The sequence below is a fragment of the Luteolibacter rhizosphaerae genome (genome assembly GCF_025950095.1).
Classification (GTDB): domain Bacteria; phylum Verrucomicrobiota; class Verrucomicrobiia; order Verrucomicrobiales; family Akkermansiaceae; genus Haloferula; species Haloferula rhizosphaerae.
Genome location: NZ_JAPDDR010000015.1, coordinates 46857 through 71312 on the forward strand (window position 1 = coordinate 46857; position 24456 = coordinate 71312).

Here is a 24456-nt window from a genome sequence, read left to right on the forward strand (position 1 = left end):
TCAAGACCACTGCCCACTGTTAGGGCCGCCCGGAACTTCCGACGTCACCCGTCCGACACCGGACACGGCTCGATCTCTATGCCTGAGGACAACAAAACCCGGTCCGGCGAACCGGACCGGGCTTTGAAACCCATGGATACCCAAACTCTTACTGCACCCGGGCGCGGATGAACTCGCGCGGATCACCCACCACGGAGCCCGGGCTGCGGAAGGTGCGATACACCCAGCCGGCGCCGCTCAAGGCGGGGAGGTCTGCCTGGATGGCCGTGGCATCTGCACCGGTCACTTCATCCACATCCAGCGTCCAGGGGCCGAGGTTGTCGCTGGCCTCTACCGTGTAGGTCACGCCGTCACCCGTCGCGGTGAGGAAGGTGCCACCGCTGAAGGCTCCCACCGCGCTGCGTACCGGCAGGGTCAGCGTGAGGACTTGCTGGCCTCCCACCGAAGCCACTTTTACCACGATCTTGCCACCGGTCGCTCCGGAGAGCGGGTTGCCGTCGAGCGCGAACTCGCCCAGGTTGTCGAGCCCGTCTTGGTCAGGGTTGTCAGCCGGGTCATCGTTCGCGGCGGTCAGGCCTTTGTCCGCTGCCCAGGTTTCAAAAGGCGTGGCACTGCCGCTGCTGGTGACGTTCAGGCGCCCCGTACCCGTGATGAAGGCGGTCTCAAATTGGGCACCGGAGCCCAAGGCACCGTAGACGCCCACTGCCTGTGCCGCGCCGTTGATGAACAGTTTCGCCACCGTGTCCGTTTCAGGATGGAACAGATCCAGCTTCCCGGTCCCCGAGATGCGGATGGCCGAGCCATCGTTGAAGTTCGGCAGGGTGTGCGAGAGCGTGCCGTTCGTGATGATGGTGTCGCCGCTGTAGGTGTTCGCGCCGCCCAGGAAGGTCAGCGCAGGTCCCGAATGGGTGAGGGAACCTGTGCCCGAGATGTTGTTATTGAAGACGAACTCCGTCACTCCTTCAGCCAGGCTCCGGTTGATCACCAGCGCCGCGTTGTTGATCACATCGGTGGTGCTGAGATTGCCGGTGGTGCCGCCATTGCCGACCTGCACGATGCCCGCGCTGATCGTGGTCGTCTGGAGATAAGCGTTGTCGTTGCTCAGGATTAGTGTCCCGGCCCCTGCCTTGGTGAGCGTCGCGGTGGATGCGGCACCGCTCAAGATCCCGCTGAACTCCGTGACCGCGTTGTTCACCGTGAAAGTCTTCGCCGCACCTCCCGTGGCGACCGCCCCGGTGAAGAGCAGATTACCCGTGGTAGCTGTTCCGAATACTGCCGGGTTGCTGAAGGAGATCGGGTTCGTGATCGTCCGCGGGCTCGCATCGGAGGACTGGAGTCCGCCGCCGCGCAGGTCGATCAGGCCCACGCCGAAGACAGTGTCATTGGAGCCTGCGGCGAGCATGCCACCTCCGACCCGGGTGATCCCGGTGTAGGTATTGGCACCGGTCAGGGTCACCGTGTTGGCTCCCACCTTGCTCACTGCCCCGGGATCGGCGCCGTTGGCCGGCGGGCCCGCGCCGTTGATCACGTTGGTGATGGTTACGTCGTCGGAGCGGTTGATGATCAGACCGGAGGTGGTCGTGACCAGCTCCACCGGATTGGTATTGATCGCCCCGGTGGTGCCACCGCTGCCGAGCTGCAGGAAGCCGTTCGAGATCGTCGTGTTGCCGGTGTGACCCGAAGTCGTCGCGAGTGTTAGCGTGCCGGTGCCGTTCTTGATCAGCGGACGGCTGCCGCCGCTTTCCGCAAGCGTGCCGCTGATCACGATGGGCTGACCATTGGTGTCGATCGCCGCGTTGGCACCGGCGAGGGTGATCGTGCCGGTCCATGTCCCCGTGCCCCCGCCTTGGTTGTGCAGCGTGCCACCCGCATTCAGCGTCACCGGCGTGGCGATGCTGCGGTTGCCGAAGGTGCCTGCCCGGGCGCCGGTATTGACTGTGACCGTGCCGGTGGCACCGCCGAAGGCGTTGTCGGTATCTTCCGCCCAGATGCTACCGGCATTGCCCACGATGTTGATCGGCGTGCCACTCGCATTGCCCCGGAAACCGACGCCTTCCGCGTTGGTGACTGTGAGGGTGTGGCCGTTGCCGGTGATCGTCCCGAAGCCCGCCGTGTTCGCGGAGCCGATGTCGATTCGGGTGGCTCCGCTGATCGTGGCATTGCCGGTGAGGACCAGGCTCTTCACGCCCGCATTCGATTGGACCGACACGCCCGTGTTCACCAGCGCTCCCGCATTCGCAGGCGCAGGGCCGGTTCCGGCGATCGTGTAGGTGTAGCCGCCCGTGGCGACGGTGCCCGGCGTTTGTCCATTGATGTCGACCTGTGCACCGCTGGCCACGGTGATGCCGGAGGTCTGCCCGAAGCCATCGCGGCTGCCCATCCGCAGGATCCCCGCGTTGACCGCGATCGGGCCGGTGAAGTTTTGGCCGTTCGCACCGCCCAGGATCACTACGCCGGCGTTGTTCTTGGTGATCGCCGCTCCGCCGGAGATGAACCCCGTGCCGGTACCCGAAAGGAGGTAGTCGCTACCCGCCTCGTTCTGGAACAGGATGCTCCGCGGACTGACCGTGGCGGTCATGTTCACGAACTTTGTCGTCGCGACGTTCGGGAAGGTCACCGCATCCACCTGGAAGAACTTGTCCGAGGTGCCGCTCCAGTTGGCCGTGGCGTTCACATCCCAGTTGCCGCTCAGGTTACCCGTCCATGTTACGGCACCCGCGTTGATGCTCAGGTCGATCTTCTTGCCTGCCGTGTCATTGGTGAAGGTGAAGCCGCGATAGGCCCCCGTTCCGCCCGCCAGCGTGAGGTTGGTTTCATCGCCCGTCAGGAAGCCGGAGTAGCTCAGCACCTTGAAGGGAGTGTTGATCGGAACCGCCCCTTGCACCGCCACCGTGGAGGTGCCGCTCAGGAACAGGTCCAGATTCGCATGCATGCTGTTCGCGGTGGAAGGAGCCACGGTGAGGTTCACCGAGGAAAGATCGACATTTCCCGTCACCACCGGTTCGCCGATCACCGTTCCGGTGCTGCCATTGAGGTTCCCCCCGACCGCGCCGTTGACGGTGGCCGTTCCGCCTTGCACGTTCACGGTTCCCGCGATGGCTCCGTTCAGGGTCATCGTGCCGGTCGTGATCGCGGCATCGCCATTGATGGCTCCCGCCACCGTGGCGGTTCCGCCGGTTACCGACACGCTTCCGGCCACCGACGAAGAAGCCGTGGCCGTGCCTCCGCTCACCGTCAGGCCGCCCCCGAAGGCATTCGAGATATTGAGCGTTCCGGCGGTGTTGGTGAAGGTTCCGAGGAAGCCCGAGGTATCTCCGGTGAGATTGAGAATGCTGCCACCAGCGCGGGTGACGGAAGGATTCCCGCTCACGGTCCCTGCGAGGGTAAAGTTCCGCGAAACGGTGAACGAATGGGATCCGTTGAAGGTGAAACTATTGTTGATCGTCGTGTTGTCGGTGTTACCGCCGAATACGAGCGAGGCGCTATCGTTCAAGATCACCGGGCGGGTGATGTTGAAGGTGCCGGAGTTGCGCGAGAATAGCAGGGCGCTACTGCCGTTGGCCGTGATGTTTCCGGTGCCTCCGATCACCAGCGGCTGGTTGCCCCCGGCGTTGAATTTGAGTGTGCCCGTGCTGGCAATGAAGTTGCCCGCTCCCGTAATGTTGAAGCCGAGGATCACGAGCTGCCCCACACCGTCCTTGGTGAGGTTGCCATTCATCGTGAGATTCCCGCTGGGCACCGTGGCGGCCGTGTCGTTCACGCCGCGAAGGAACATGCCCCGGTCGGTCACGACATCGCCCGCCGCGCCAGCGATCGTGAAGTTCTGGTCTTGGGCAATGGTGAAGTTACCTCGGAAAGTGGGCCCGACGGCTCCAAAATTTCCGTTCGCCGTTACCCCTTCCCGCAGGGTCAGGACATTCGCGTTCGTCTGGAGGGCGAATGCCGCGGTCCGGAGCCCGTCCGTTCCGAACAGGATATTATCCACCGTGTGGTTCGCATCCACATTGAGCGCGTTGCCCGTGGTGGTGGTGGCGAGAACGATGTCGCTGGGATCGGTGGGAACGACTCCGCCGCTCCAGTTGGCTCCGGTACTCCAGAGGTTGGTTCCGCCACCGTTGTAGGTGGCCTGTCCCGATGCGATGATCGGGGTAAGTAGATAGCCGGCAGGGAGGGTCAGGGCTAGAAGCCGCTGATTCAGGCGGTGCGATGTCATTGGGTTTGTCGGACGAGGGTTTAGCGACCGGGGTCTCCTGAAACGGAAGGGCCCAAGATCTCTAAAGTTGTCTGACAAATGCGTCTTTAGGTCAAGATGCTTGAGGGAAATTGATGAAAATGTATTACAGCAGGCGGTAACGTGAAATCGCAGTTGTAATACAACATGCTGATCTTGTTAAAGTTGGGAGAAGACGGTGTCGCCGAAAGGTGCGGGATTCGGTAGGGACCCCGTCCACTCCCTCTTTAGGGTTAATCCTCCTATCGGGGATAAAGAAGATAAGGATGCCGGGCCTTGAGAAAGGCTGGCAGATTCCGATCTCTTACCGGTTTCAGCGCCTCGATGGACTTCCCCTCGCGGATACCTTTCAAGGTCTCTTCGTCGCCTAGCAGGAGCTTCATCTTCTCGAGCCCGAGGCTTTCGCCATGGAAGCCTTGGAGCGTGGTCGCCAGTAACAGCCCGAGATCCGCCGCACGGAAGCGGTCGCGGTTGGTGAGCAGGATCTTCACCCCCCGGCATTCCTCGCCTGCGAAGACGCTGCCGGCGGGCGTGAAACGCGCCGGGATGAAACGGACTCCGTCCAATCCCGCGCGGTTGAGCTCCGCCGCGAACTTCAGTTCATCGATGTAAGGCGCACCGAAGATCTCGAAGGGGGTCTCCGTTCCGCGGCCGACGCTCACCTTGCAAAACTCCAGCAGTCCCACTCCCGGATATAAGGTCGCCGCGGTGAGCCCCCGCATGTTGGGCGAGGGATTCTGCCAAGGCTGCCCGCTGCGGTCGAACCAGCGCAGCGGCGATCCACCCTCGCAGCGGATCACGCTCAGATCGGTTCCGAACTTCCGCTCCGCGTTGATCAGGCGTGCCAGCTCTCCTGTCGTCATGCCGTGGCGCAGGGGGATCTCGTGCGTGGCCACGAAGGTCCGTTCGGTGCTCAGTACGGGCCCTTCCACCTCGGGCCCGATCGGGTTCACCCGGTCCAGCACGATGAAGCGGATCTTCGCCTTGCCCGCCGCCTCCAGGCAGTTCGCCATGGTGGAGGTGTAGGTGTAGAAGCGGCAGCCGATGTCCTGGATGTCGAACACCAAGGTATCGATGTCCTCGAGTTGCTCGGGCGCCGGAGTACGACGCTCGCCGTACAAACTGTAGACCGGCAGCCCGGTCTTCTCGTCCGTGGTATCGCCGATGCCCTCGCGGTCAAGATCCCCGCGGATCCCGTGCTCCGGACTGAAGAGCGCCACCAGCTTCACCTCCGCCGCCTTGTGGAGCAGGTCGATCGTCGTGTTCCTCTCGCGATCGATCCCGGTGTGGTTGGTGATCAGCCCGACATTCCGGCCCCGCAATTGCCGGAAGCCATCCCGCTTCAGCACGTCGATGCCGTTCAAGACCACTTCCTCGTTCTTCGGCGGAGCTGCCGCCACCCGCACCGCATCCGGCGGCAAAGCTCCCGGCACCTTGGCGAAGTTGAAGTCCGGAATCGCCAGTGCCGCCAAAGTCCCCAGCTCCCGCTGCAAGGCCACCACGCCGCCCCTCTCGTCTGGGTGGTTCCGGTTGGACAGGAAGATCACCGTCGTCTTTGAAAACGGATCGATCCACAGCCGCGTCCCGGTCCAGCCCGTGTGCCCGTAGCTGCCGATCGGGAACCACTCACCCCGCGGACCCGCATACGGTGAATCGATATCCCACCCGAATCCCCGCCGCGGCAGCCCCGCGGGCGACTGCACCGAAGTCATCGCCGCCACCGTCTCGGCACGGAAAACCCGCACCCCGTCGAGCTCGCCACCCGCCAGCATCATCCGCGAAAAGCGCCCTAGGTCCGCCGCCGTCGTGAATAGCCCCGCATGTCCTGCCACGCCGCCCATCCGCCGCGCCGTCGGATCATGCACGATCCCCCGCAGCACCGTCCCGTCCTTCAGCACCTCGGTGGGCGCCACCCGCGCATCGCCGGAGCGGGGCAGGGGAACCGTGGGATCAAAGGGCCGGAAACCGCTATCCTTCATCCCCAGCGGCCCGAAGATCTCATTCCCGCAGAACTCATCCAGACCCGTTCCCGCCACCCGCTCCACCGTCAGGCCCAGCAGGATGAAATTGATATCGCTGTAACAATACGAGCTGCCCGGCTCAGCGGTCGGCTTCTCCCCGCAGGCCTTCCTCAGCGCCGCCTCCTTGCCCTTCCAATCGCCATTGGGCGAAAGCCCCGGCCGCATCCCCGAGCTATGGGTCAGCACCTGCCGCAGCGTGATCCGCTCCTTACCCTCGCCCTTGAACTCCGGCAGATAGCGGCTCACCGGGGCCTCCAGATCCAGCTTCCCCATCTCCACCAGCTTCATAACCGCGGACGTCGTCGCCACCACCTTGGTCAGCGAGGCCGCATCGAAGACCGTGTCCTCCCTCATGACCTCGCGCTCCGGCACGATCGCCTTCGACCCGTACGCCTTCTGATAGACCTTGCCCTCCCGCTCCATCAGGAACACCGCCCCCGGCGTCCTCGCATCCGTGACCGCCTGCCCGATCGCATCGTCGATGGCACGCAAACCTTCTTCGCGGAAATCGCCCGCAGCCATCAGCAGCGGGGCGGCGAGCAATCCAAGGGTGGCAAAAATATAGCTACGGATCATGGGTCGGTCCTTCGGGCCGCAGGGATACGTGCCCGATCCCGCATTTGCTGCATCATCCTCGATTCCGGCGCGAGTTCCAGCTTGGCACCCGCCTCTTTTCCCGTCGCACTCCCGCCATGCGCATCATCGGCATCGGCATCGACGTGGTGGAAGTGGAGCGGATCGGCTCCTCCATGGCCGAATTCGGCGAGCGCTTCGCCACCCGCATCTTCACCCCCGCCGAGCGTGCCTACTGCGATGCCCAGCGCCGCCCGGAGATCCACTACGCCGCCCGCTTCGCAGCCAAGGAAGCCGTCGCCAAGGCCTTCGGCACCGGCATCGGCAAGGAACTCGGCTGGCTCGACATGGAAATCGTCCGCCGGGAAAGCGGCGAGCCCGCCCTCGTCCTCAGCGGGGCAGGGAAGGCCTACGCCGAGGCGAAGGGCATCGGCGAAATCAAGATCAGCCTCAGCCACGCCCAGCACTACGCCGCGGCAAACGCAGTGGCCCTGGGCGTATAAACGAAGAGGACGCCCTCAGGCGCCCTCTTGAGAATCGGTTGCCAAGTTCGTCTTACTTGGCTTCCGAAGTGATCTGCACCTTCAGTGCGTTCTTCTGGCCCAGATACTTCTTGGCAATCTCGCTCAGCTCCTTCGGCGTGATCGAGGCCACATCCGCATCGCGCCCGCGGATCAAGTCCAGTCGCTCCGGCTGCTCCTGCGATTGCGAAAGCACCGTGACCAGCCAGTAACTGTTGTCCCGCTTGCTCTTCTCGATCTGCGCCAGGATCGGCTTGCGCGCGCGGTCGAGCTCGTCCTCGTCCGTGCCCTTTTCCGCCAGCTCCGCACCCAGGGTCACAGCCACCTCCGCGAGCCGCTTCGTGTCCTCCGGCTTGCCCACGGATTCGGAGGCCAGGAAGCCATAGCCCTCCAGCCCCTCGGAGCCATCCGGACCCGCATTCGGGCTATAGGATGCCCCCAGCTTCTCGCGGATCTCCTTGCGCAGGCGATCGCTGAAGATCTCGCCCAAGATGTTCAAGCGGCGGAAGAGCTTGGTGTTATTCCGCCAGCCTTCCGTCTTCCACACCACCAGCGCCGTCCCTTGCGGGATCTTGCTATCATAAGTGAAGCTCTTCTCGGCCGGAGCCTTCGGGAAATTCACCTTGCGCGCGGCAGGCAGCGCCGGCTTCTCCGTCTCGCGCGGGCCCAGCGCGCCGAAGGTCTTCAGCACCAGCGGCAGCATCGTGCTCTCGTCGAAGTCACCCACGATGCTCAGTTCCAGATAGCCCTTCGTCAGCGCGGGGGTCAGCCACTTGCGGGCATCCTCCAGCGTGTAGGAGGAGAGCTTGGACTCTTCCGGCAGAGTCCAGCGGAAGTCACCGCCGTGCAGCCAGGATTCCATCTCCATCTGCGCACCCATCGGCGTGTGCCGCACCTGCTGATAGATCTCCGGGATGCCCTTGCGGAACTGCACCAGCGCCTCCTCGCGGAAACCCGGGTCGGTCATCGCCGCACACATCAGTTGCAGCTGCAGCTCCAGATCTTCCGGCGTGGTGCGACCGGAAAGCGTGAAGGCATCGTCGGAAATCGCGAAGCCGCCACCCGTCACATTCCGCCCCGCCAGGATCTGCTGCAGGTCGTCGTTGGAATGCTTCCCGAGACCGCCCGCATTGAAGACACTCGCGGCGAAAAAATCGAATCCCGGCATGTCCTTCGGCTGGGTCAGCTTGCCCGATCCGATCCGCGCCAGCAGCCGCACGCTGCCCTTCTCGAAGTCGGTCTTCTTGAAGTTCAGCCGCACCCCGTTCGAAAGCATGCACTGGATCAAGCCCGGGTCCGCGATCTCCTTGCGCGTCTTCACCGTGCCCGGCGTGCCGAATTCGCTGTAAGCGAAGGGAATCACCCGCTTCTGCTCCGGCGCTTCCACTTCCTTGCTACGGGACTCCTCGTAGATCGAGGTCAGCGTGCTCAGCGCATTGTCCGGCTCTTCCTTGGTCGTCAGCACCAGGTGGAAGCCCTTGTCCGCCCAGAACTCGCGGAAGGCCGCGTGGCAGGTCTCCGGCGTGGCCGTGTCCAGCCCGCCCTTGATTACCTCCAGGTTCATCTCCGGAGTCGAGAAAACCGAACCATCGCTGATCGAGCGCGCGATCCCCGTCGCCAGTCCCTCGGACTTGCGGCTTGGCGCGGTCTTCACCGCCTGTTGATAGGCATTCAGCAGGTTCGCCTTGGCCTCGGAGATCTCTGCATCGGTGAAGCCGAATTCCAGCACCCGGCGGTATTCCTGCTCCAGCACCGGCAGCGCTTCCTGCCAGCGGTCTTCCGCCACCGCCACATCCAGCGAGCCGACTTCCACGTGATTGAAGAGCTCGTCGCGGCTCGCGCTACCACCGGTGATGGGGGAGCCCTCGGTCTTCGCGATCCGCTCGAAGCGGCGGGCCAGCGCGGTTTGCGCCAGCTCCAGCGGCAGCTTGGAGAGACGCCGCGTCCGCGTGTCCGGCACCGGGCTGAAGGGCTGCACGAAGGTGAAGCCCAGCGAGGTGGCCGGCACTTCCTTGTCGGAGAAGACCGCCGCCTTCACACCTTCCACCGGTGTGATCTTGCCCAAGTCCGGCTCTTTGCCGGGCTCCGCCGGGTTCGCCAAGCTGCTGAAGTTCTCCTTGATCAGCCCCTCGAATTTCGCCGCATCCACGTCGCCCACCACGATGAAGGTCATCCGCTCCGGCGTGTAGTAGCGGGTGTAGTAGTCCACGAAGCGCTCGCGCGGCGCGCTCTTGATCACCTCTTCCTCACCGATCGGGAAGCGCTTCGGCAGCAGGGATTCCGGCAGCAGTTCGTCGAATTGCTGCTGCATCAGCCGCATCCCCACGCTGTCGCGGGTCGTCTTCTCGGATAGGATCACCCCGCGCTCCTTGTCGATCTCCTCCGGGTCCAGCTTCGCCCCGTCACCGAAGTCGCGCATCACCGTGAAGCCCAGCCCCAGCATCTCGTCGGTCAGGCTCGGCAGGTCCAGCATGTAGACCGTCTCGTTGAAGGAAGTGTAGGCATTCACGTGGGCCCCGAAGCCGATTCCCAGGTGCTGCATCTTCGGGATCAGGTCATCCGGCGTGAAGTGCTTGGTGCCGTTGAAGACCATGTGCTCCAGGAAGTGCGCTAGTCCCCGCTGGTCCTCCGCCTCCATCAGCGACCCCGTCGCGATGTGCAGGCGCAGAGAAACCCGGCCCGGCGGCTCGCTGTTCGGGTAGATCATGTAGCGCAGCCCGTTCGGCAGCTTGCCGAAGACCGCCTTCGGGTCCGCCGGGATGTCGCTCTGCTCCTGCGGCCAGGTCTTCGGTTCCGCCTCGGCCACGGAGGTATCCGTCTTCGCCACCTCCGGCGGCGGCGGTTTCACCGCTTCCTCCGTCTTCGGCACCTCGGGGGCAGGGGCCTCCGCTGGCGCGGCTGCTTCCGCTGGCGGCGGGGCCGGTTTCGGCGCCTCCGGGGCACGGATCAGGAAAAATGCCGCCACTGCGGCTAGGAGCAGGCTCAGGATGATAGGAGCGGGGTTCCGCATGGCATGAAGCTGGCTTGACGCTGCCGGGATTGGCAACGGGGAAGCGTCGCCGCATTCAGAGAATTTTTCCAACAATCGGTGTTGCAAAATTTCGTGCGCCGTGGTGCTTTCGCGGCCCGCCGCTCCGGCGGGAACACAATAACAGGAAACGCGCGCGTGGCGGAATTGGTAGACGCGCTAGATTCAGGTTCTAGTGAGAGCAATCTCGTGGAGGTTCGAGTCCTCTCGCGCGTATTCCGTTGATGATAAAAGCCCGGCAAACCGCCGGGCTTTTGCTTTTCGGGGTGATGGGCCCCGAAGACAAAAGGCCGGACCCCATCGGGATCCGGCCCGCAAATCTCACGCCGATCGGTCGATCGATCTTCACGCCCGGCGCCGCCGGAGCAGACCCGCCAGTCCCAAAACCCCGAGCAAGGCTGCCGATGGTTCCGGCACCGAAGAGAAGGTGATCGTATCCAGACCGAAGTCGTTTCCGGCCGAGACGTCCTGCGAGTTGAAGATGCTCAGATCCGCCGTCGTCGAATCAGCCTGCCAACGATAGGTGAATTGCTGCCACCCGGTCGCCCCCGTGTAGGTCGCCGTCCCGGGATTGGTCACCCCGTCCACCACCAGCGAGCTCAGCGACACCCCGTTGATCTGGGCCGTCAGCTGGGCGGGAGCGATGTTGTTGATTCCCGCCAGATAGAAGGAGAACTCGTAAATCTCACCCACCTCCACGGTGATGGTCTGGCTGCTATTGGTTCCCCAAACTTCGCCCGCCGGAATGGTCCCGAGCGTGTTCGTGTGGAGAAAGTAGCTCGCGCTGTGCGCGACCAGCGGTCCTGCCTGTGTGAGCAGGCGACCGTTGAGATTGGCGTTTCCTCCCAGGCTGGCGCCGGTCGGAGTTCCGCTGATCCCGTCGTAAACGGGAGCCGCATCATAAAACACCGTGCTGTTCGGCACGTCGTCGAACGTGTCGAAGTTCTGGGTGTAGATCACCGCACCGGAACTCGCCGATATCAGGCAAGTCATGCTAACGGCGCGAATGGCTAATGCTTGGGGCAGGCTAAGGGTGAAGTTCACAGCACTCCGATATTTTGGAGCGATGGAATGTCAGTCAAGATCACCCTGCAATCTTGCAAAATTTGCAGGGTGAGCAGTTAGAGTCATAGGCCTATCCCGTTAAGGACTCATTGCGGATGAGGGGATCCCCGGTAGGCATCAGGCCGGTTTACCACGGACGATACGGATTCAACAAATTGCACGGATGAATTCCCACGATGGATCCACCGGTTGAAGGCTTCTATTCCGGTCACCGTTCCTACGGATCTGAAATCCGTGCAATCCGTTGAATCCGTCGTCAATCGCGTTCCCTAGTCCTTAAAAGCATCGAGTGATGGGCGGGAATGGAGTGATATACCCGGGTCTCCTGTTAGTTCAATGCACCCGCCCGTGCCCGGAACTACTTCTTCACCAGCCAGATATTCCGGTAGCGCACTGGATTGCCGTGATCCTGTAGCAGGATCGGCCCGGGCTCGGCGTTGTCCTTGAGTACAGCTCCCCCCGTCGGACCCGGGAGTTCGAGCTCCTTGTGTACCACCACGCCGTTGTGTCGCACCGTCACCACCGCCTTCTTCTTTTTCTCGTCCTTGTTGAACTTCGCGGCGGTGAACTCGATGTCGTAGGTCTGCCAGCTCAGAGGCGGGAAGCACATGTTCACCGCCGGCTGCGCCGTCTGATAGATCCCCGCACACTCGTTGTCCTTTCCTTCCAGACCGAAGCTATCGAGCATCTGGATCTCGTATCGCCCCTGCAGGTAGAGGCCGCTGTTCCCGCGTGCCTGACCCTGTTCCTTCGGCATGTAGGGCAGCAGGAATTCGATGTGGAGCGTGAAGCTCTCGAAGGTCTCCGTCGTCTTCGCCCCCTGCATCAGCAGACCGTCGGAGCCCACCTTGTCTTTCTCGAAGAGGTTGGCCCCTTCGCCGAAGAGAATCACCGCACCCTTCGGCGGCTTCATGCCCAGGGTGGGGGACTCGCGATTCACGCGGGTCAGCTCCAGCGGCTTGCCGGAAGTTCCCTCCAGCACGAACTTGTTGCCATCCACCTCGCCCTTGAGGTCCGAGCTCTCGAACTTCACCGGACCGGAGCCTTCGCTGCGAGCCCCCTTGCCTTGTGTCACCGAGTTCCACTTGCCCTCCCAGCCCGCACCCGGCAGCCCGCGCTTGTAGGCCACCGCATCGAACCTCCCGTCACCGCGCGCGATCACCTGGATGCCCATGCCCTTCTGTCCTCCTTTACCCTCCAGCAGATACTCGCCCTGGATCTTGAAGTCCGGATCGGCCGCAGCCGCCTCCGCGTGCGAAGCATTTTGCGCCGAAAGGGTCGTCGCGATCAAAGGGAGGATAAACAGGGATGCCTTCATGTAATCAAAAGGCTCACAGGCCCCGCCGCGACATTCAAGCAGGAAGCCCGCCCCCCGAACTCCAGAGCCCCAAAGGGGCGACAATGAGAAAGCCCAGGGTAAGGAGCACCGCGACGCAACCCTGGGTACCCTCCGAAAAATGATTCGCGCCCTGAAGGGGCGCAAGGAGCTTGCGATCGTGAAGACACCTCCGCTCTCGGGCGGCAAGGCTGCGCTGTAAGAGCCTGCTTGCGATGTCCTGAGGGACACGATAGGGTGCATCCTTATGAAATCACTGCTCAAGAAATACACCATCCCCGTCGCAATCGTTGCGCTTCCGGGTGGAATCTTGGCTTTGACCTGGTGGATGAATGGCTGCGAGTCTGAGGATTCATGGCTTTACTACACCTCTTTCATGGCGGTGATCTGGAGCGGTTGGGAGGCGATCCCCAGAGAAAAACCCGGAGAGAGCTAAAGAGATGTCGGCACCTCCCGCGATCGGGTGGGCGATCCGCTGAGGTCGGTGCCAATGTGATCCGGCCCGCCAATTTATGTCGTGCCGCTATTTTGCCGCCGTGAAACTCGCCTGGCTTCTGAAGTGCCACGAGCCCTGTGGTTTATCAGCCGGAGTTGCCAGGCTACATGATCTCAATGCGCTCGAGTTGGAATCCCAAGCCGCCGGTCTGGTATTTCACGCCATGTTGCGCGGCGAACTGCGGGCCGCTCAAGCCGCTTCGCCTCATAGGCATGAGTCTGCGGCCGCAATATCAAGGGCGCGGTGCGTCGCACACGCTTGCTCCGCCGAGACAAGCCGGTTCGGAGAGCGGACTGAGCACGGGAACCACCAAGGGTAATCGCACCGCGGTTCAGACCACCCTTAAAGCAGGCGCTCACTTCTCCTCTAACCATTTTGCGTCTCTTTCGCGCCTTTTTGCGGCAGACAACTTTCTCCCGCCTCACCTCAAGGACTCAGTTTCAAAGCCCTACGCTCTGAAACAGCCGTTGGATCATCCATCTGCCCGGATCCTCACCCGAGATAACAAGCTCTTATGACTAGGAATGGATCTCTACTCCGGATCTAAGATTAGAGAATCATGAGTATGACTCGGAATCTTAATCCGCCGCTCATCTTTGGCAATCCACCGCCAGACAGGAGGGTCGGATGCGAGCCTACCGTGCGCCACTGTTTCAAATGTGCTGCCCGGAAGCTTCGTCGCCATCTTCCATGCCCGAGAATGAATCTACCTCCGTGGTCACCCACGGACCGCTGCTCCGCACCTTCCTGCGCTTCGTCATTCCGTCGGCCCTGAGCCTCACGGCCATCTCGACCACCAGCTTCGTCGATAGCGTCATTGTCGGCCGCTTCGTCGGTGCCGATGCCTTGGCGGCGGTGAGTCTGCTCATCCCGTACATCTCCTTCCTGTTCGGCATCGCGTTGATGTTCGCCGTCGGCGGCGCGGTCCGGGTCGCGAATTGCTTGGGGGCAAGGGACGACAAGGAGGCCTCGGAGATCTTCAGCTTGACCTTGGCTGCCGTGGTCCTGCTGAGCGCATCGGCTGCTCTCCTCGGGAATCTCTTCTCCGGCCCGCTCTTCCGCTTGTTAGGCGCGGACCAAGGCCTTGCCGCCTTGATGGGGCAATACTTCCCGGTCCTCTCGGTCGCGATGATCGTCCAACTCGGAACGCTCGTCCTCTACTACTTCGTTCGGGCCGACGACCGCCCCGGTTTGGGAACCAAGGCCCTGCTCACGGGGGCGCTCACGAATATCCTGATCGACTACCTCCTCGTCGCGCACTTGCGCATGGGCTTGCAGGGCTCCGCGTGGGGCACGCTGCTGGCGCAGCTCGTCCAGCTCGCCGTCCTTTCGAGCTATTTCCGCCACCCGCAGCGGCACCTGAGCCTCCATGTGGTGCGCGCCGGCTGGAACCGACTCTTCCGCACCGCCGGCAATGGCGCTTCGGAGTTCGTCAACGAGTTCTCCGTCGGGGCCGTGATCTTCACCATGAACTTCCTGCTCATGCGGCGCTACGGCACCGACGGCGTCGCCGCATGGGGCATCCTGAATGCCTTCATCTTCATCAGCCTGATGGTCTACTACGGGGTGGTGGACGCCATGCACGTCCTCTTCGGCCGCAATATGGGCGCCGGTCGCTGGGATCGCGTCCGCGGCTTCCTCGGTCTCGCCGCCGCCTTTGTCGGAACTCTCGCGATCTCCGTGACCCTCCTGCTCGTCATCGGCGGTGACCGCGCGATCGGCATTTTCCTCAGCGCTGAAGGCGCCGGGGCCGAGCGTCTCGCTCACGAGTTCGTTCGTTGGATGTGGCCGCTCTTTCTCGTCAGCGGCTTCAATGTGCTGATCTGCTCTTACCTCACCTCCCGCGAGAAGGCCTCTCTCTCGGCCACCATCGCCTTGTTGCGCACCCTGCTCCTTCCGATCGGCTTCGGCGTGGCACTCTCCTTTTTCATGCCGGACACGCCCGTGGTCACGGCCTTCGCCGTGGCCGAGTGGGTCACCTTTGCCGTGGCCCTCGTGTTTCTCTGGCGTCACCGCCCGCTGGCCGAGGAGACCGCGCCATCCCTCTGCCTCGATGACCTGACCGCCGGCAGCCATGATTGATTCCACCAAGCTTTCCGAAGCGACCCCGGAGGAGGAGATAGACGCCTTCGCCGAGCGTTCGGGCTTCGAGGCCATTGCCAATACCTACCTGCGTGAAGCCGACCCAGGCAGGTGGTTCCGTGCCGCTGCATGGATGACCCTGCGCGGTGATCGGGTGAAGATCATGGGACCATGGGTGCTTGAGCTGGAACTTTCGGACGGCTCTCTCCTGGCCCTCGATATCGCTTACCGCTCAACGGTAGGAAAACATCGGGTGGCCGCGGTGTTCTCGCGGGGTGGGGGAGTCGACAGTCTTGCCCCTCTTCCTCCCTTCCAAGCGGCACTTGCGCTGGTCTGCGAGATCTATCGGACGGCCCGGGAGGGTGCGGTCACTTCCATCCGTGAACTGGAGTTGACCGGTCGTCTGGTCGAAAGCTTCCAGTCCATGGCCATGGCCTTGCGACAGCGTTGCGACGAACCTTCGCTCCGTGAGAACGACTTTCTTGCCTCGGAGCAATCGCTGCTCCTCGGTCATTGGCTCCACCCGACACCCAAGAGCCGCCAGGGAATGGCGTGGTGGCAGCAAGACGACTGCGCCCCGGAGTTGAAGGGCGGTTTGAGGCTACACTTCTTCTCGGTCCGCCCGGATCTCGTCGCTCACGACTCCGCTGCCGGGATCAGTGCCATCGTGATCGCCGCGGAAGCCTTCGGGGATGATCTCCGGCACGGACCCACCTTCGGGGAAGTAGTGGTTCCCGTGCATCCGCTCCAAGCGGCATGGCTCCTTGCCCAACCGCACGTCCGCGAGGCGATCAATCTCGGCTGGATGCGTTACCTTGGGGAGCGTGGTGAAGTGTTTCACCCGACCTCTTCGGTGCGGACGCTCTTCCGCCGCTCGTCGGACTGGATGTTCAAGTTCTCGATCCCGGTGAAGATCACCAACTCGCTGCGACGGAACCGCACTCATGAGTTGAACGTGGGTGTGGTGATGACCCGGCTGATGCGCAAGCTCGAGTTCTTCACCCTCTACCCCTATTTCCATGTGCTCGATGATCCGGCCTTCATCACCGTGCGCCTGCCGGGCCATCGCGAGACCGGCTTCGAGACGATCATCCGTTCAAATCCTTTTCGGGACGGGCGGGGCCATGGGGTGATCTCGATCGCCGCGCTGACCCAGGATCCCCTGCCAGCTCCCCGCAAGGGCGATGCCATGACCAGTCGTTTGGCCGCGATCATCGACGATCTCGCTGACCTGGAGGGACGACCGCGTGCCGTCGTCGCCCGCGATTGGTTCGAGCAGTACTGGCAGTGCGCGATCGAGCCCTTGATCCTGCTCTTCGATCAGCACGGCATCGCGCTGGAGGCCCACCAGCAGAACAGCCTGCTCAATGTTCGCAACGGCTACCCGACGCACTACCACTTCCGGGACAACCAGGGCTTCTATCTCTCGAAGACCTGCCGCACGCAGTTGCTGCAGATCGAGGGCGGCGTGGCGGATCTGGAAGACTTGTTCTTCGAGGATGCGATGATCTTCCGCCGCTTCGGCTATTACCTGATCTTCAATCAACTCTTCTCCGTAATCTACCGCTTGGGGGCGGACGGCCATCTCTCGGAGTCGGAGGCGATCGCGCTCTGCCGTGGCTGGCTTGGCGAGCTTCACCCGCGGCTCGCAGGCCCCGGCAATGACTTCGTTGCCTACCTGCTGACCAAGCCCGCACTGGCCACCAAGGCCAACCTGCTAACCCGGGTCCGCGATGTCGATGAACTCGAGGCGGCTCAGGAGCTTGCCGTTTACGTGGATCTGCCGAATCCCTTCGCCGCTCACGCCGGGCGAGGGGAGTGCATCGGAAAGGGAGGTGAGCGATGAGCGCTGGAATTTTCACCGGTGGCGCTACCACCACCGCGGCAGTGCTTGAACCGCCAGCCGCACGGGTCTTCCGTCAATTGTTGGAAGCCTTGGTTTTCGAAGGGCTCATCCCGCTCGAGAAACTCCGCTTTGGTCCCGGCGACCGGGCCACTGGCTTCGCGCCGGTTGAGCTTGATGTCGGGCCTTGCTCGATCCGCTGCGAGGCCCGCATCGGGGCCTTTGACCGCTTCGAGATCCGCAAGCACTCGGCCGTCGAGTCGACATCCGGCGAACCGCTCGGCTTGAAAGCCGCGCTTGCGTTGCTGGATGCGATGAAAGCGGACCCGGAGCGGATCGCCGCGATCCAGGAGGAACTCCGCCATACCGTGCGGCTCTGCGAGTGGAACGAGATTCACCTCGGAGCCAGCACTTGGGAACGCCGCCACCTCTCCTACGAGGAGCTCGATCCGCGGCTTCACGAGGGCCACCCCTATCATCCCTGCTTCAAGTCCCGCATCGGCTTCTCGGAGGACGATCACGGGAACTACGGACCCGAGGCCGGGGCAAGCTTCAAGCTGGCATGGCTCGCCGTGAGCCGCGCGCACTTGGATCAGAAGCTTCCCTGCGATGAACATCGCTTCTTCACTTCCGAACTCGGCAAGGCGGCTTACAACGTCCTGTTAGAGCGCTCGCAGGCTGCGGGCTCCTCGTTCGAGACTCACGGCCTGCTACCCGTGCACCCCTGGCAGTGGCAGGCCATCGCGGACCGCTACCGCGCCGAAATCGATCGCGGGATCATTATCCCTCTGGGCTTCTGCGGCGATGACTATCGTGCCACTCAATCGCTGCGGACCCTGATGAACGACCGCGATCCTCGGAAGGCTCACTTGAAGCTGCCGATGTCGCTGGTCAATACCTCGTCCCTCCGCACCTTCGAGGCTCCGCTGGTCGCCTCCGCCCCCCGGATCTCCGATTGGCTATCGGAGCTCGTTGCGAGTGACCGCTTCTTCCGCAATTCGGCACCGCTTGTCATCCTGAAGGAGTATGCCGCCGCTCTCTATCATCCGGTCGATGCCGATGAGAGGAAAGAGGGCGAACTCGGCTGCATCTGGCGTGAGAGCGTTCATTCCGAGCTGCGCCCCGGCGAAGCCGCGCTTCCCTTCAATGCACTCTCCATGATCGAGGGCGACGGTCGTCCCTTTATCGATCCCTTGATCCGGCGCTTCGGCATCGAGCGCTGGCTCTGGCGCTTGCTCGAAGCCACCATCCCGCCGGTCTGGCGCTTGCTGGAACGGCATGGCATCGCGATTGAAGCCCATGCCCAGAACCTGATCCTCATCCATCAGGACGGCTGGCCGCTGCACCTCGCCGTCCGCGATTTCCACGAGAGCCTCGAACGCGTGCCCGGGGATCCGATCGAGTCCCTCCGCGAGTTGTTCATGGACACCGTCTTCATCTACAACCTCGTCGAACTCGAGCGCCTCCTCCGCCACGAATACGGATTCTCCGAAGCAACTTTCTGGGGAATGGCGGGCAGCTTCATGACCGGTGCCGGTCACCGCACACCTCGCCTGACCACCGAGTCTCTCATGCGCAAGAAGCTCTACGGCAGCCGCGCGGACGAGTTCCACCACGAGGTCGCCAACCCTTTTCACTCATACTGAATCATGCTGCACGTGGATGACCTATGTTACACCATGGAATACTTCGAACAGATCGAAGTGTCCTTCCAGTCCTGCGATGCCCTGACCCGCCCCGGCACCCGCGTCGCCGCCTGCCTCGACGACCCCGCCCTCCTCATCGCCCTCTGCCTCTACTGCCGGAGGTTGGGAATTTCCTTCTTCCCCCTTCCCACCGGCGCCCCCTTCGAAGCCGCCGTCCGGCAAGCGAAACGCGGCGGCAGCCACTGCCTCATCTACAAGTCTCTCGATCACCTCACCCTCCTCGAAAGCGGCGTTGAAGACCGCGGTGGCGCACTGATCCAAACGAGCTCCGGCACCACTGGAGTTCCGAAAGTGATCGCCCGTCCATGGAGCTCCATCGACCGAGAAGTGGCTGCTTACACCGAGCACTTCCGCGCTGCTGCAGGGATGACACCGCTGGTTGCCTGCCCCGTGAACCACTCCTACGGCTTGATCAGCGGAGTGCTGAGCGCCCTCCACCGCAAGAAGCAACCGGTAGTCCTGAGCAACCTCAATCCCAAGTATATCATCCGGAAGATGCTGGAGACCGAGAAGCCCTTGCTCTTCGCCTCACCGGTGCTGATCCACACCGTCTCCCTACTCTATCCGCGGGACCGGAAGCTTCATGCGGTGATGACGTCCGGCACCAATATTCGCCAGCCCCTGTTCGAGCATCTGAAGGAGCGGGCGGAGTTCGTTTTCCAGCAGTATGGTTGTTCGGAGGCGGGCTGTATCTCGGTGAGTGAGGATCCATCTGATCCCTCAGACATCGGGACGCCTTTGCCAGGGTTGATGTTTAGCGCGGGAAGAAGTGTTGATGGTCCGGAGGAGATCGTGGTGCACGGGGTGGAGGGGAAAATCCCAACCCGGGACCTGGGATACTTCGCGGCGGACGGTTCATTGAGGATCATGTCGCGTATAGACGACATGATCAATGTCGCGGGGGTGAACGTGTATCCGGTGGAGGTCGAGAATGTGGTGCTTGAACTGGCGGGGGTGGGTGACGCGGTGGTTTTCAAGCGGGAGAATGCACTCGGGCACACGCAGGTTTGGCTGCACTATGTGTCGGAGGGGAAGGTGACGCCGGAGCAGGTCAAGCAATGGTGTGCGACGGAGCTCACGCCCCACCAGAGGCCATTCAAGATCGAGGAGGTGGCGCAGATTCCGCGGCTTCCCAATGGCAAGGTCAACCGTCGCTCCCTGGCGCAAGACGCTCCATTGAACGTATGACCCACGAGGAAATTGTGGCGGCGATCTGCCGGACGCTTCGTGAGCGACTCGATCTCGCGTCGGGGATCGCGCTCGGTCCGGAGACGCGGCTTCAGGAGGATCTGGGGCTGGACTCGGTGAGCGCATTGAACCTGATCGTCGCGCTGGAACTCGAGTCCGGGCTGGAGATCCCGGAAACAGCGATCTTCAAGGAAGCCTTTGCCAGCATCGGAAGCCTTGCCGCCACCTTGGCGGGTATGCCCTTGGAGGAAGCGCCTTCAGTGGTGGAGTTTGAGGATATCAAGGTCCACTGCTTCATCAGCTGCCTGTGCGAGATCGTGAAAGCCTGCGATTTCACGGATCACCGGTCGTTCTACTTCGGCGTCTGGGATGCGGAGATCGTGGTCGACGAGAAGTGCCGGATCACGAATCACTCCGAGACCATCAACCACGATTTCTTCCGCGAGTGGTTCCAGCGGCTTTACGGGGTTGAAGTGAAAGCTTGGTATGAGGAGGCGAGGACGCGGTCGGAGAATGTAGCGCATCTGTTAGATCTGCTGGATGCGAAGTCGCCCGGGCAGCAGGTGATGGTGATGCTGGATCTCCATCATCTTCCCGAGCGCGAGAACCGTTTCAACAGGGATCCCTTCCCGCACTACGTGTTGTTGGAGAAGACGGACGATCCGGAGACGCTTTTCATGTCCGACCCGGACTTCCGCTGGGAGGGGCCGCTGCCTACGGAACGGGTGCTCCAGGCTATCGACCAGCCTTCGGTCCGCGGCGGGTTTATCTTCGATGCGGACGAGCTCGCTCCGGTCGATCCGGCCAGCATCGATGCTTACTTCGAAGCCTGCCTGATTCCCGACCGCAACCCGCTCACGGAGGCGATCCGCGGTTCGGTCGAAGCCCACCTTACCGGGCAGGCGGCGGAGGGACAGGCTCTGGCGCTTGCCGATCTCGAGCAGGCCGTGTTCGACATTCCGCTGCTTGCGATCCGGAAGTATGCCTACGAACACGGGTTGGCTTTCTTCTGGCGCGATCTTTCGCTCGAGGACGAGGAGTTCGAGCGCTGGTGCGAGGTCGTGGCCGAATTGGTGCAGGGATACACCCAGATCCAGTACCGCGCGATCAAGCTCTCAAGTTCGGCCGACGACAAGGTTGCCGGGGAAATCTTCCAACTTCTCGACCAGCAGGACGAGCGAGAGTTCCGCATCAAGGCGCGGCTCCGCGAGGTCCATGCGCAATGGAGAGCCGCGCGCCTCACGTGAGTTGCTCCCAAGAAAGCGAAGCCATCGAACCCATGAAAATTTCCATCTGTACGATCTCATTCCGCCACGAGCTGGTGTCCCTAACGGAGCTTGCCCGTTGGGCTGCGGAGAACCGTTTCGACGGCATCGAATTGTGGGGTGTCCATGCCCTTAACCTGGGAGAGTCGCTGGTTCCCTCCATCGATTCGGTTTGGTCGCAGGGAGTGAAGTTCTCCATGCTCAGCGACTATTTCGCGCTGCAAGGTGAGGAGGCCAAAGTATTACGCCGGGCGGAGCGCATGTTCCAGATCGCGCGGCAAACCGGTGTCAGCAAGGTCCGGACCTTCGCCGGTGGCCGGGCGAGCCAGGTGGTGGGCGGACATGAGCGAGCCGATGCCGCTCGGAGGCTGAATCATCTGTGCGAGACCGCGGCGGGGTACGGGCTGAAGCTCGTCGTCGAGATCCATCCGAACAGTTTGGCCGACACGCTGGAAAGCACGATCGACCTGATCGGGGAGGTGGATCATCCGGCCCTGCGGATCAACTTCGACGTCCTCCATGTTTGGGAATCGGGAGCGGATCCGCTGGGCGCGTTCCGCCAGCTGCAGCATTATGTGGCGCACTTTCACCTCAAGAACGTCCGCAGCCGCCGTGATCTGAACGTCTTCGAGCCCGCCAATGTGTATGCCGCCGCCGGTGATCGCGAGGGCATGACCCCCTTGTTTGAAGGAGCTTGCGATTACGAATCCTTCTTCAGGGAAGCCGGGCTCGGCGATGAAGCCGAAGCTTCACTGGAATGGTTCGGCCACGACGCGCGCGGGATCCTGAAGCACGACCGGCTCCGCCTTGCGGCCGCCTCCAAACCCGCGGTCCTAATCCCATCCTAAGATTTTTGCGGCCTGATCGTTCCGATCCCGGGCCGTTGCAAAGGGGCGTCCGCCTGCCCCGCGAAACGCTCTCCATAGACATGATACCAAAACGCACCAACCCCTCACCCGCCACGACGGTGGTCCTGCTCGGCTACGGTCTGGCGGCTTCCGGCTTTGCGGCCACTACCAGCGCGGAAGTAGTTCCAGCGGAATCCGATCCGAACCACCGGCTCGCCGAGATCGTGGTCACCGCCAACAATGAACCGATCCTTTATCAAGCCAAGATATCGTCGGCGGCCTTGTTTACCGATACCCCGCTGATCGAGACGCCGTTCAGCGTGAACGTCTACACCGAAGCACTGATCGAGGACCAGCGTGCCTTCACGCTCAAGGAAGTTCTGGAAAACGACCCGAGTGTCGCGGTCCAGATGCCCGGAGGTTTCTATGGGGTCCAGAACCTCGCGCTGCGGGGCTTCCAAGTGGACAACTTCAGCGGCTACCGGATCGACGGGCTCCCGACGATCCAGACGGTGTCGCCCTACCTGGACGACAAGTCCCGGGTGGAAGTCCTGAAAGGCCCCGCGGCCTTGCGCTACGGCTTCATGCCTCCGGGCGGTGCGATCAACCTCGTGCGCAAGCGTCCCACCCTCGATCTTTCAACGAGCCTGCAGTTCGACGTGGATACCTTCGGGAGAATGTATTCCCAGATGGATGTCAGCGACACCGTGGCGAGCGGGAAGTTCGGCTATCGCCTGGTGCTTGCCGGAGAGGAATTCGACAGCTTCTACGACAACGCCGGCGGCGATCGCCAGATGGGGTCGCTGTTCACCGAGTGGAAGCAGACGGAGGCGCTCACGATCTGGAGCGCGATCGGAGCGCAGCACCTGAACCGCAACGGCTACTATGGCCCGATGATCTCGGGTAACGGCTTGGTTTTCGACACCGGGATCAAGACCAATATCATGCAGGATTGGGCGCGCAACGAGCAGGAGATTTTCGACTCGGCGATCGGAGCGGACCTCGAAATCAACGAGGATTGGAAGCTGCGCACCTCCTTCAGCTATCAGGATAGCAGCCGTGAGTCGCAATTGAGCTACCCCTATGAGGTGTTGGACAACGGGGACCACACGGAAGGCGCGTTGCTCACCCACGGTCCCTTCGAGTGGGAGGCCTGGGGCGGTCATATCCACCTCGAAGGGAAATTCAACACCGGCAGCTTGGAGCACGAGATCGTCGTGGGTGCGCAGTACCGCGACTACGACAGCTACGGCGTGCGCAGCTTCCCGGACGTTGGTCCGAACAATCCCTTCACGCCGCGTCCTCTGCCGATCCCGGGTCCGGGAGGTCCTCGCGCGATCGACTTCGAGTATGCGGAGCTGGGTTTCTTCGCGACCGACACGATCAAATTCAGCGAGCAGTGGTCCGCGCTGCTGGGCGGCCGTTTCGGCCGCTATGAGAACACCTACCCGACCGATCCGGCCTCGAATGACAAGGTCGACGACTGGTCGCCGACGCTGGCGCTGATGTATGCTCCGATCGAGGAGGTGCACACCTATGTCACCTACACCAACGGCCTGCAGGATGGTGGATTCGCAAGCCGGACGGCGGCGAACGCCTTCGAACCCCTCGGTGTGCAGGAGTCCGAGCAGATCGAACTGGGCGTGAAGACGGAATGGTGTGACGGCCGCTTTCAGAGCGAGCTTGCCGTGTTCCAGATCGAGCGGGATGCCGCGCTGTTCGACCCGGTCACAAACGTCGAGGGTTTCAACGGCCTGCAACGCCATCGCGGCGTCGAGCTAGCTCTCAGGGGCCGTATTACCGAACAGTGGCAGGCGGGGATCGCAGCCATGTTGCTCGATGCGGAGATCGTAGAGGCGACGGCGTTTATTCCCGGTTCCGGTGTCGTGAGTCTGGACGGCATGACCCCGCAGTATGTTCCGGAGTATCAGGTCAACCTGTGGTCGGTGCTGGATATCCCGCAAGTTCCCGGATTGGCCTTGACCGCCGGCGTCCGCTTCGTGGACGGGCAGTATCTGGATCAGACCGAGCAGTTCGCGACGGACAGCTATTCGGTGGTGGACGTGGGTGCCCGCTACCAGTTCAACGCTGCCGATACCCATTGGACCCTGCGCCTGAACATCCAGAACCTGCTCGACCAGCGTTACTACGAGTCGGGCGAGTTCTACCCCGGCGATGCCGGCTACCTGGCCTATGGTGCTCCGATCGGTGCGAACTTCTCGGTAAAGGTCGACTTCTGAAGCACACGACAGA

Annotated in this window: 14 protein-coding genes and 1 tRNA gene; 10 read left to right on the plus strand and 5 right to left on the minus strand. The window is 62.5% G+C overall.

Features of this window, described 5'->3' with window-relative positions:
* Window positions 1-148: 148 nt before the first annotated feature.
* Together OJ996_RS22740 and OJ996_RS22745 are read right to left on the minus strand one after the other, a co-directional pair.
* A complete protein-coding gene (locus OJ996_RS22740) occupies window positions 149-4213 on the minus strand; it encodes a beta strand repeat-containing protein (RefSeq protein ID WP_264516000.1) in 4065 nt (1354 codons plus the stop codon).
* A gap of 260 nt (window positions 4214-4473) precedes the next feature.
* Entirely contained in the window at window positions 4474-6828 is a 2355-nt protein-coding gene (locus tag OJ996_RS22745) for an exo-beta-N-acetylmuramidase NamZ domain-containing protein (RefSeq protein ID WP_264516001.1), read from the minus strand.
* Window positions 6829-6944: 116 nt separating this feature from the next.
* Between OJ996_RS22745 and acpS the strand changes: the two genes are divergently transcribed.
* Complete coding sequence (acpS, locus tag OJ996_RS22750) at window positions 6945-7328, plus strand: holo-ACP synthase (protein ID WP_264516002.1); 384 nt, start codon at window positions 6945-6947, stop codon at window positions 7326-7328.
* Window positions 7329-7380: 52 nt separating this feature from the next.
* On the opposite strand, the gene OJ996_RS22755 is transcribed toward acpS, so the two are convergent.
* On the minus strand, window positions 7381-10356 hold the full coding sequence (locus OJ996_RS22755) for a M16 family metallopeptidase (RefSeq protein ID WP_264516003.1): 2976 nt from the start codon (window positions 10354-10356) through the stop codon (window positions 7381-7383).
* A 150-nt stretch (window positions 10357-10506) separates the two neighbouring features.
* On the opposite strand from OJ996_RS22755, the gene OJ996_RS22760 reads away from it, so the two are divergent.
* Window positions 10507-10590, plus strand: a tRNA-Leu gene (locus OJ996_RS22760).
* Between the two features lie 129 nt (window positions 10591-10719).
* Here OJ996_RS22760 and OJ996_RS22765 read toward each other — a convergent pair.
* Window positions 10720-11367, minus strand: a complete 648-nt coding sequence (locus OJ996_RS22765) for a hypothetical protein (RefSeq protein WP_264516004.1) — start codon at window positions 11365-11367, stop codon at window positions 10720-10722.
* A 430-nt stretch (window positions 11368-11797) separates the two neighbouring features.
* Window positions 11798-12757 (minus strand): 3-keto-disaccharide hydrolase, encoded by a 960-nt coding sequence (locus tag OJ996_RS22770; RefSeq protein WP_264516005.1) that lies wholly within the window; start codon window positions 12755-12757, stop codon window positions 11798-11800.
* Window positions 12758-13022: 265 nt separating this feature from the next.
* Between OJ996_RS22770 and OJ996_RS22775 the strand changes: the two genes are divergently transcribed.
* The 8 genes from OJ996_RS22775 (at window position 13023) to OJ996_RS22810 (ending at window position 24443) form a co-directional block, all read left to right on the plus strand.
* On the plus strand, window positions 13023-13211 hold the full coding sequence (locus OJ996_RS22775; RefSeq protein WP_264516006.1) for a hypothetical protein: 189 nt from the start codon (window positions 13023-13025) through the stop codon (window positions 13209-13211).
* Between the two features lie 750 nt (window positions 13212-13961).
* Window positions 13962-15353: an MATE family efflux transporter gene (locus OJ996_RS22780; protein WP_264516007.1), complete on the plus strand. Its 1392-nt coding sequence runs from the start codon at window positions 13962-13964 to the stop codon at window positions 15351-15353.
* A complete protein-coding gene (locus OJ996_RS22785; RefSeq protein WP_264516008.1) occupies window positions 15346-17199 on the plus strand; it encodes an IucA/IucC family protein in 1854 nt (617 codons plus the stop codon). Before OJ996_RS22780 ends, OJ996_RS22785 begins: the two co-directional genes overlap by 8 nt.
* Complete coding sequence (locus OJ996_RS22790; RefSeq protein ID WP_264516009.1) at window positions 17196-18842, plus strand: IucA/IucC family protein; 1647 nt, start codon at window positions 17196-17198, stop codon at window positions 18840-18842. Before OJ996_RS22785 ends, OJ996_RS22790 begins: the two co-directional genes overlap by 4 nt.
* A 33-nt stretch (window positions 18843-18875) precedes the next feature.
* The gene (locus OJ996_RS22795) at window positions 18876-20090 is read left to right on the plus strand and encodes an AMP-binding protein (protein ID WP_264516010.1); all 1215 of its coding nucleotides are present in this window, start codon (window positions 18876-18878) and stop codon (window positions 20088-20090) included.
* A complete protein-coding gene (locus tag OJ996_RS22800; protein WP_264516011.1) occupies window positions 20087-21337 on the plus strand; it encodes a DUF6005 family protein in 1251 nt (416 codons plus the stop codon). Before OJ996_RS22795 ends, OJ996_RS22800 begins: the two co-directional genes overlap by 4 nt.
* A 32-nt stretch (window positions 21338-21369) precedes the next feature.
* Window positions 21370-22203: a sugar phosphate isomerase/epimerase family protein gene (locus OJ996_RS22805; RefSeq protein WP_264516012.1), complete on the plus strand. Its 834-nt coding sequence runs from the start codon at window positions 21370-21372 to the stop codon at window positions 22201-22203.
* A gap of 80 nt (window positions 22204-22283) precedes the next feature.
* Window positions 22284-24443, plus strand: coding sequence for a TonB-dependent siderophore receptor (locus OJ996_RS22810; RefSeq protein WP_264516013.1), 2160 nt, complete (start codon window positions 22284-22286; stop codon window positions 24441-24443).
* The last annotated feature ends 13 nt before the right edge of the window (window positions 24444-24456 follow it).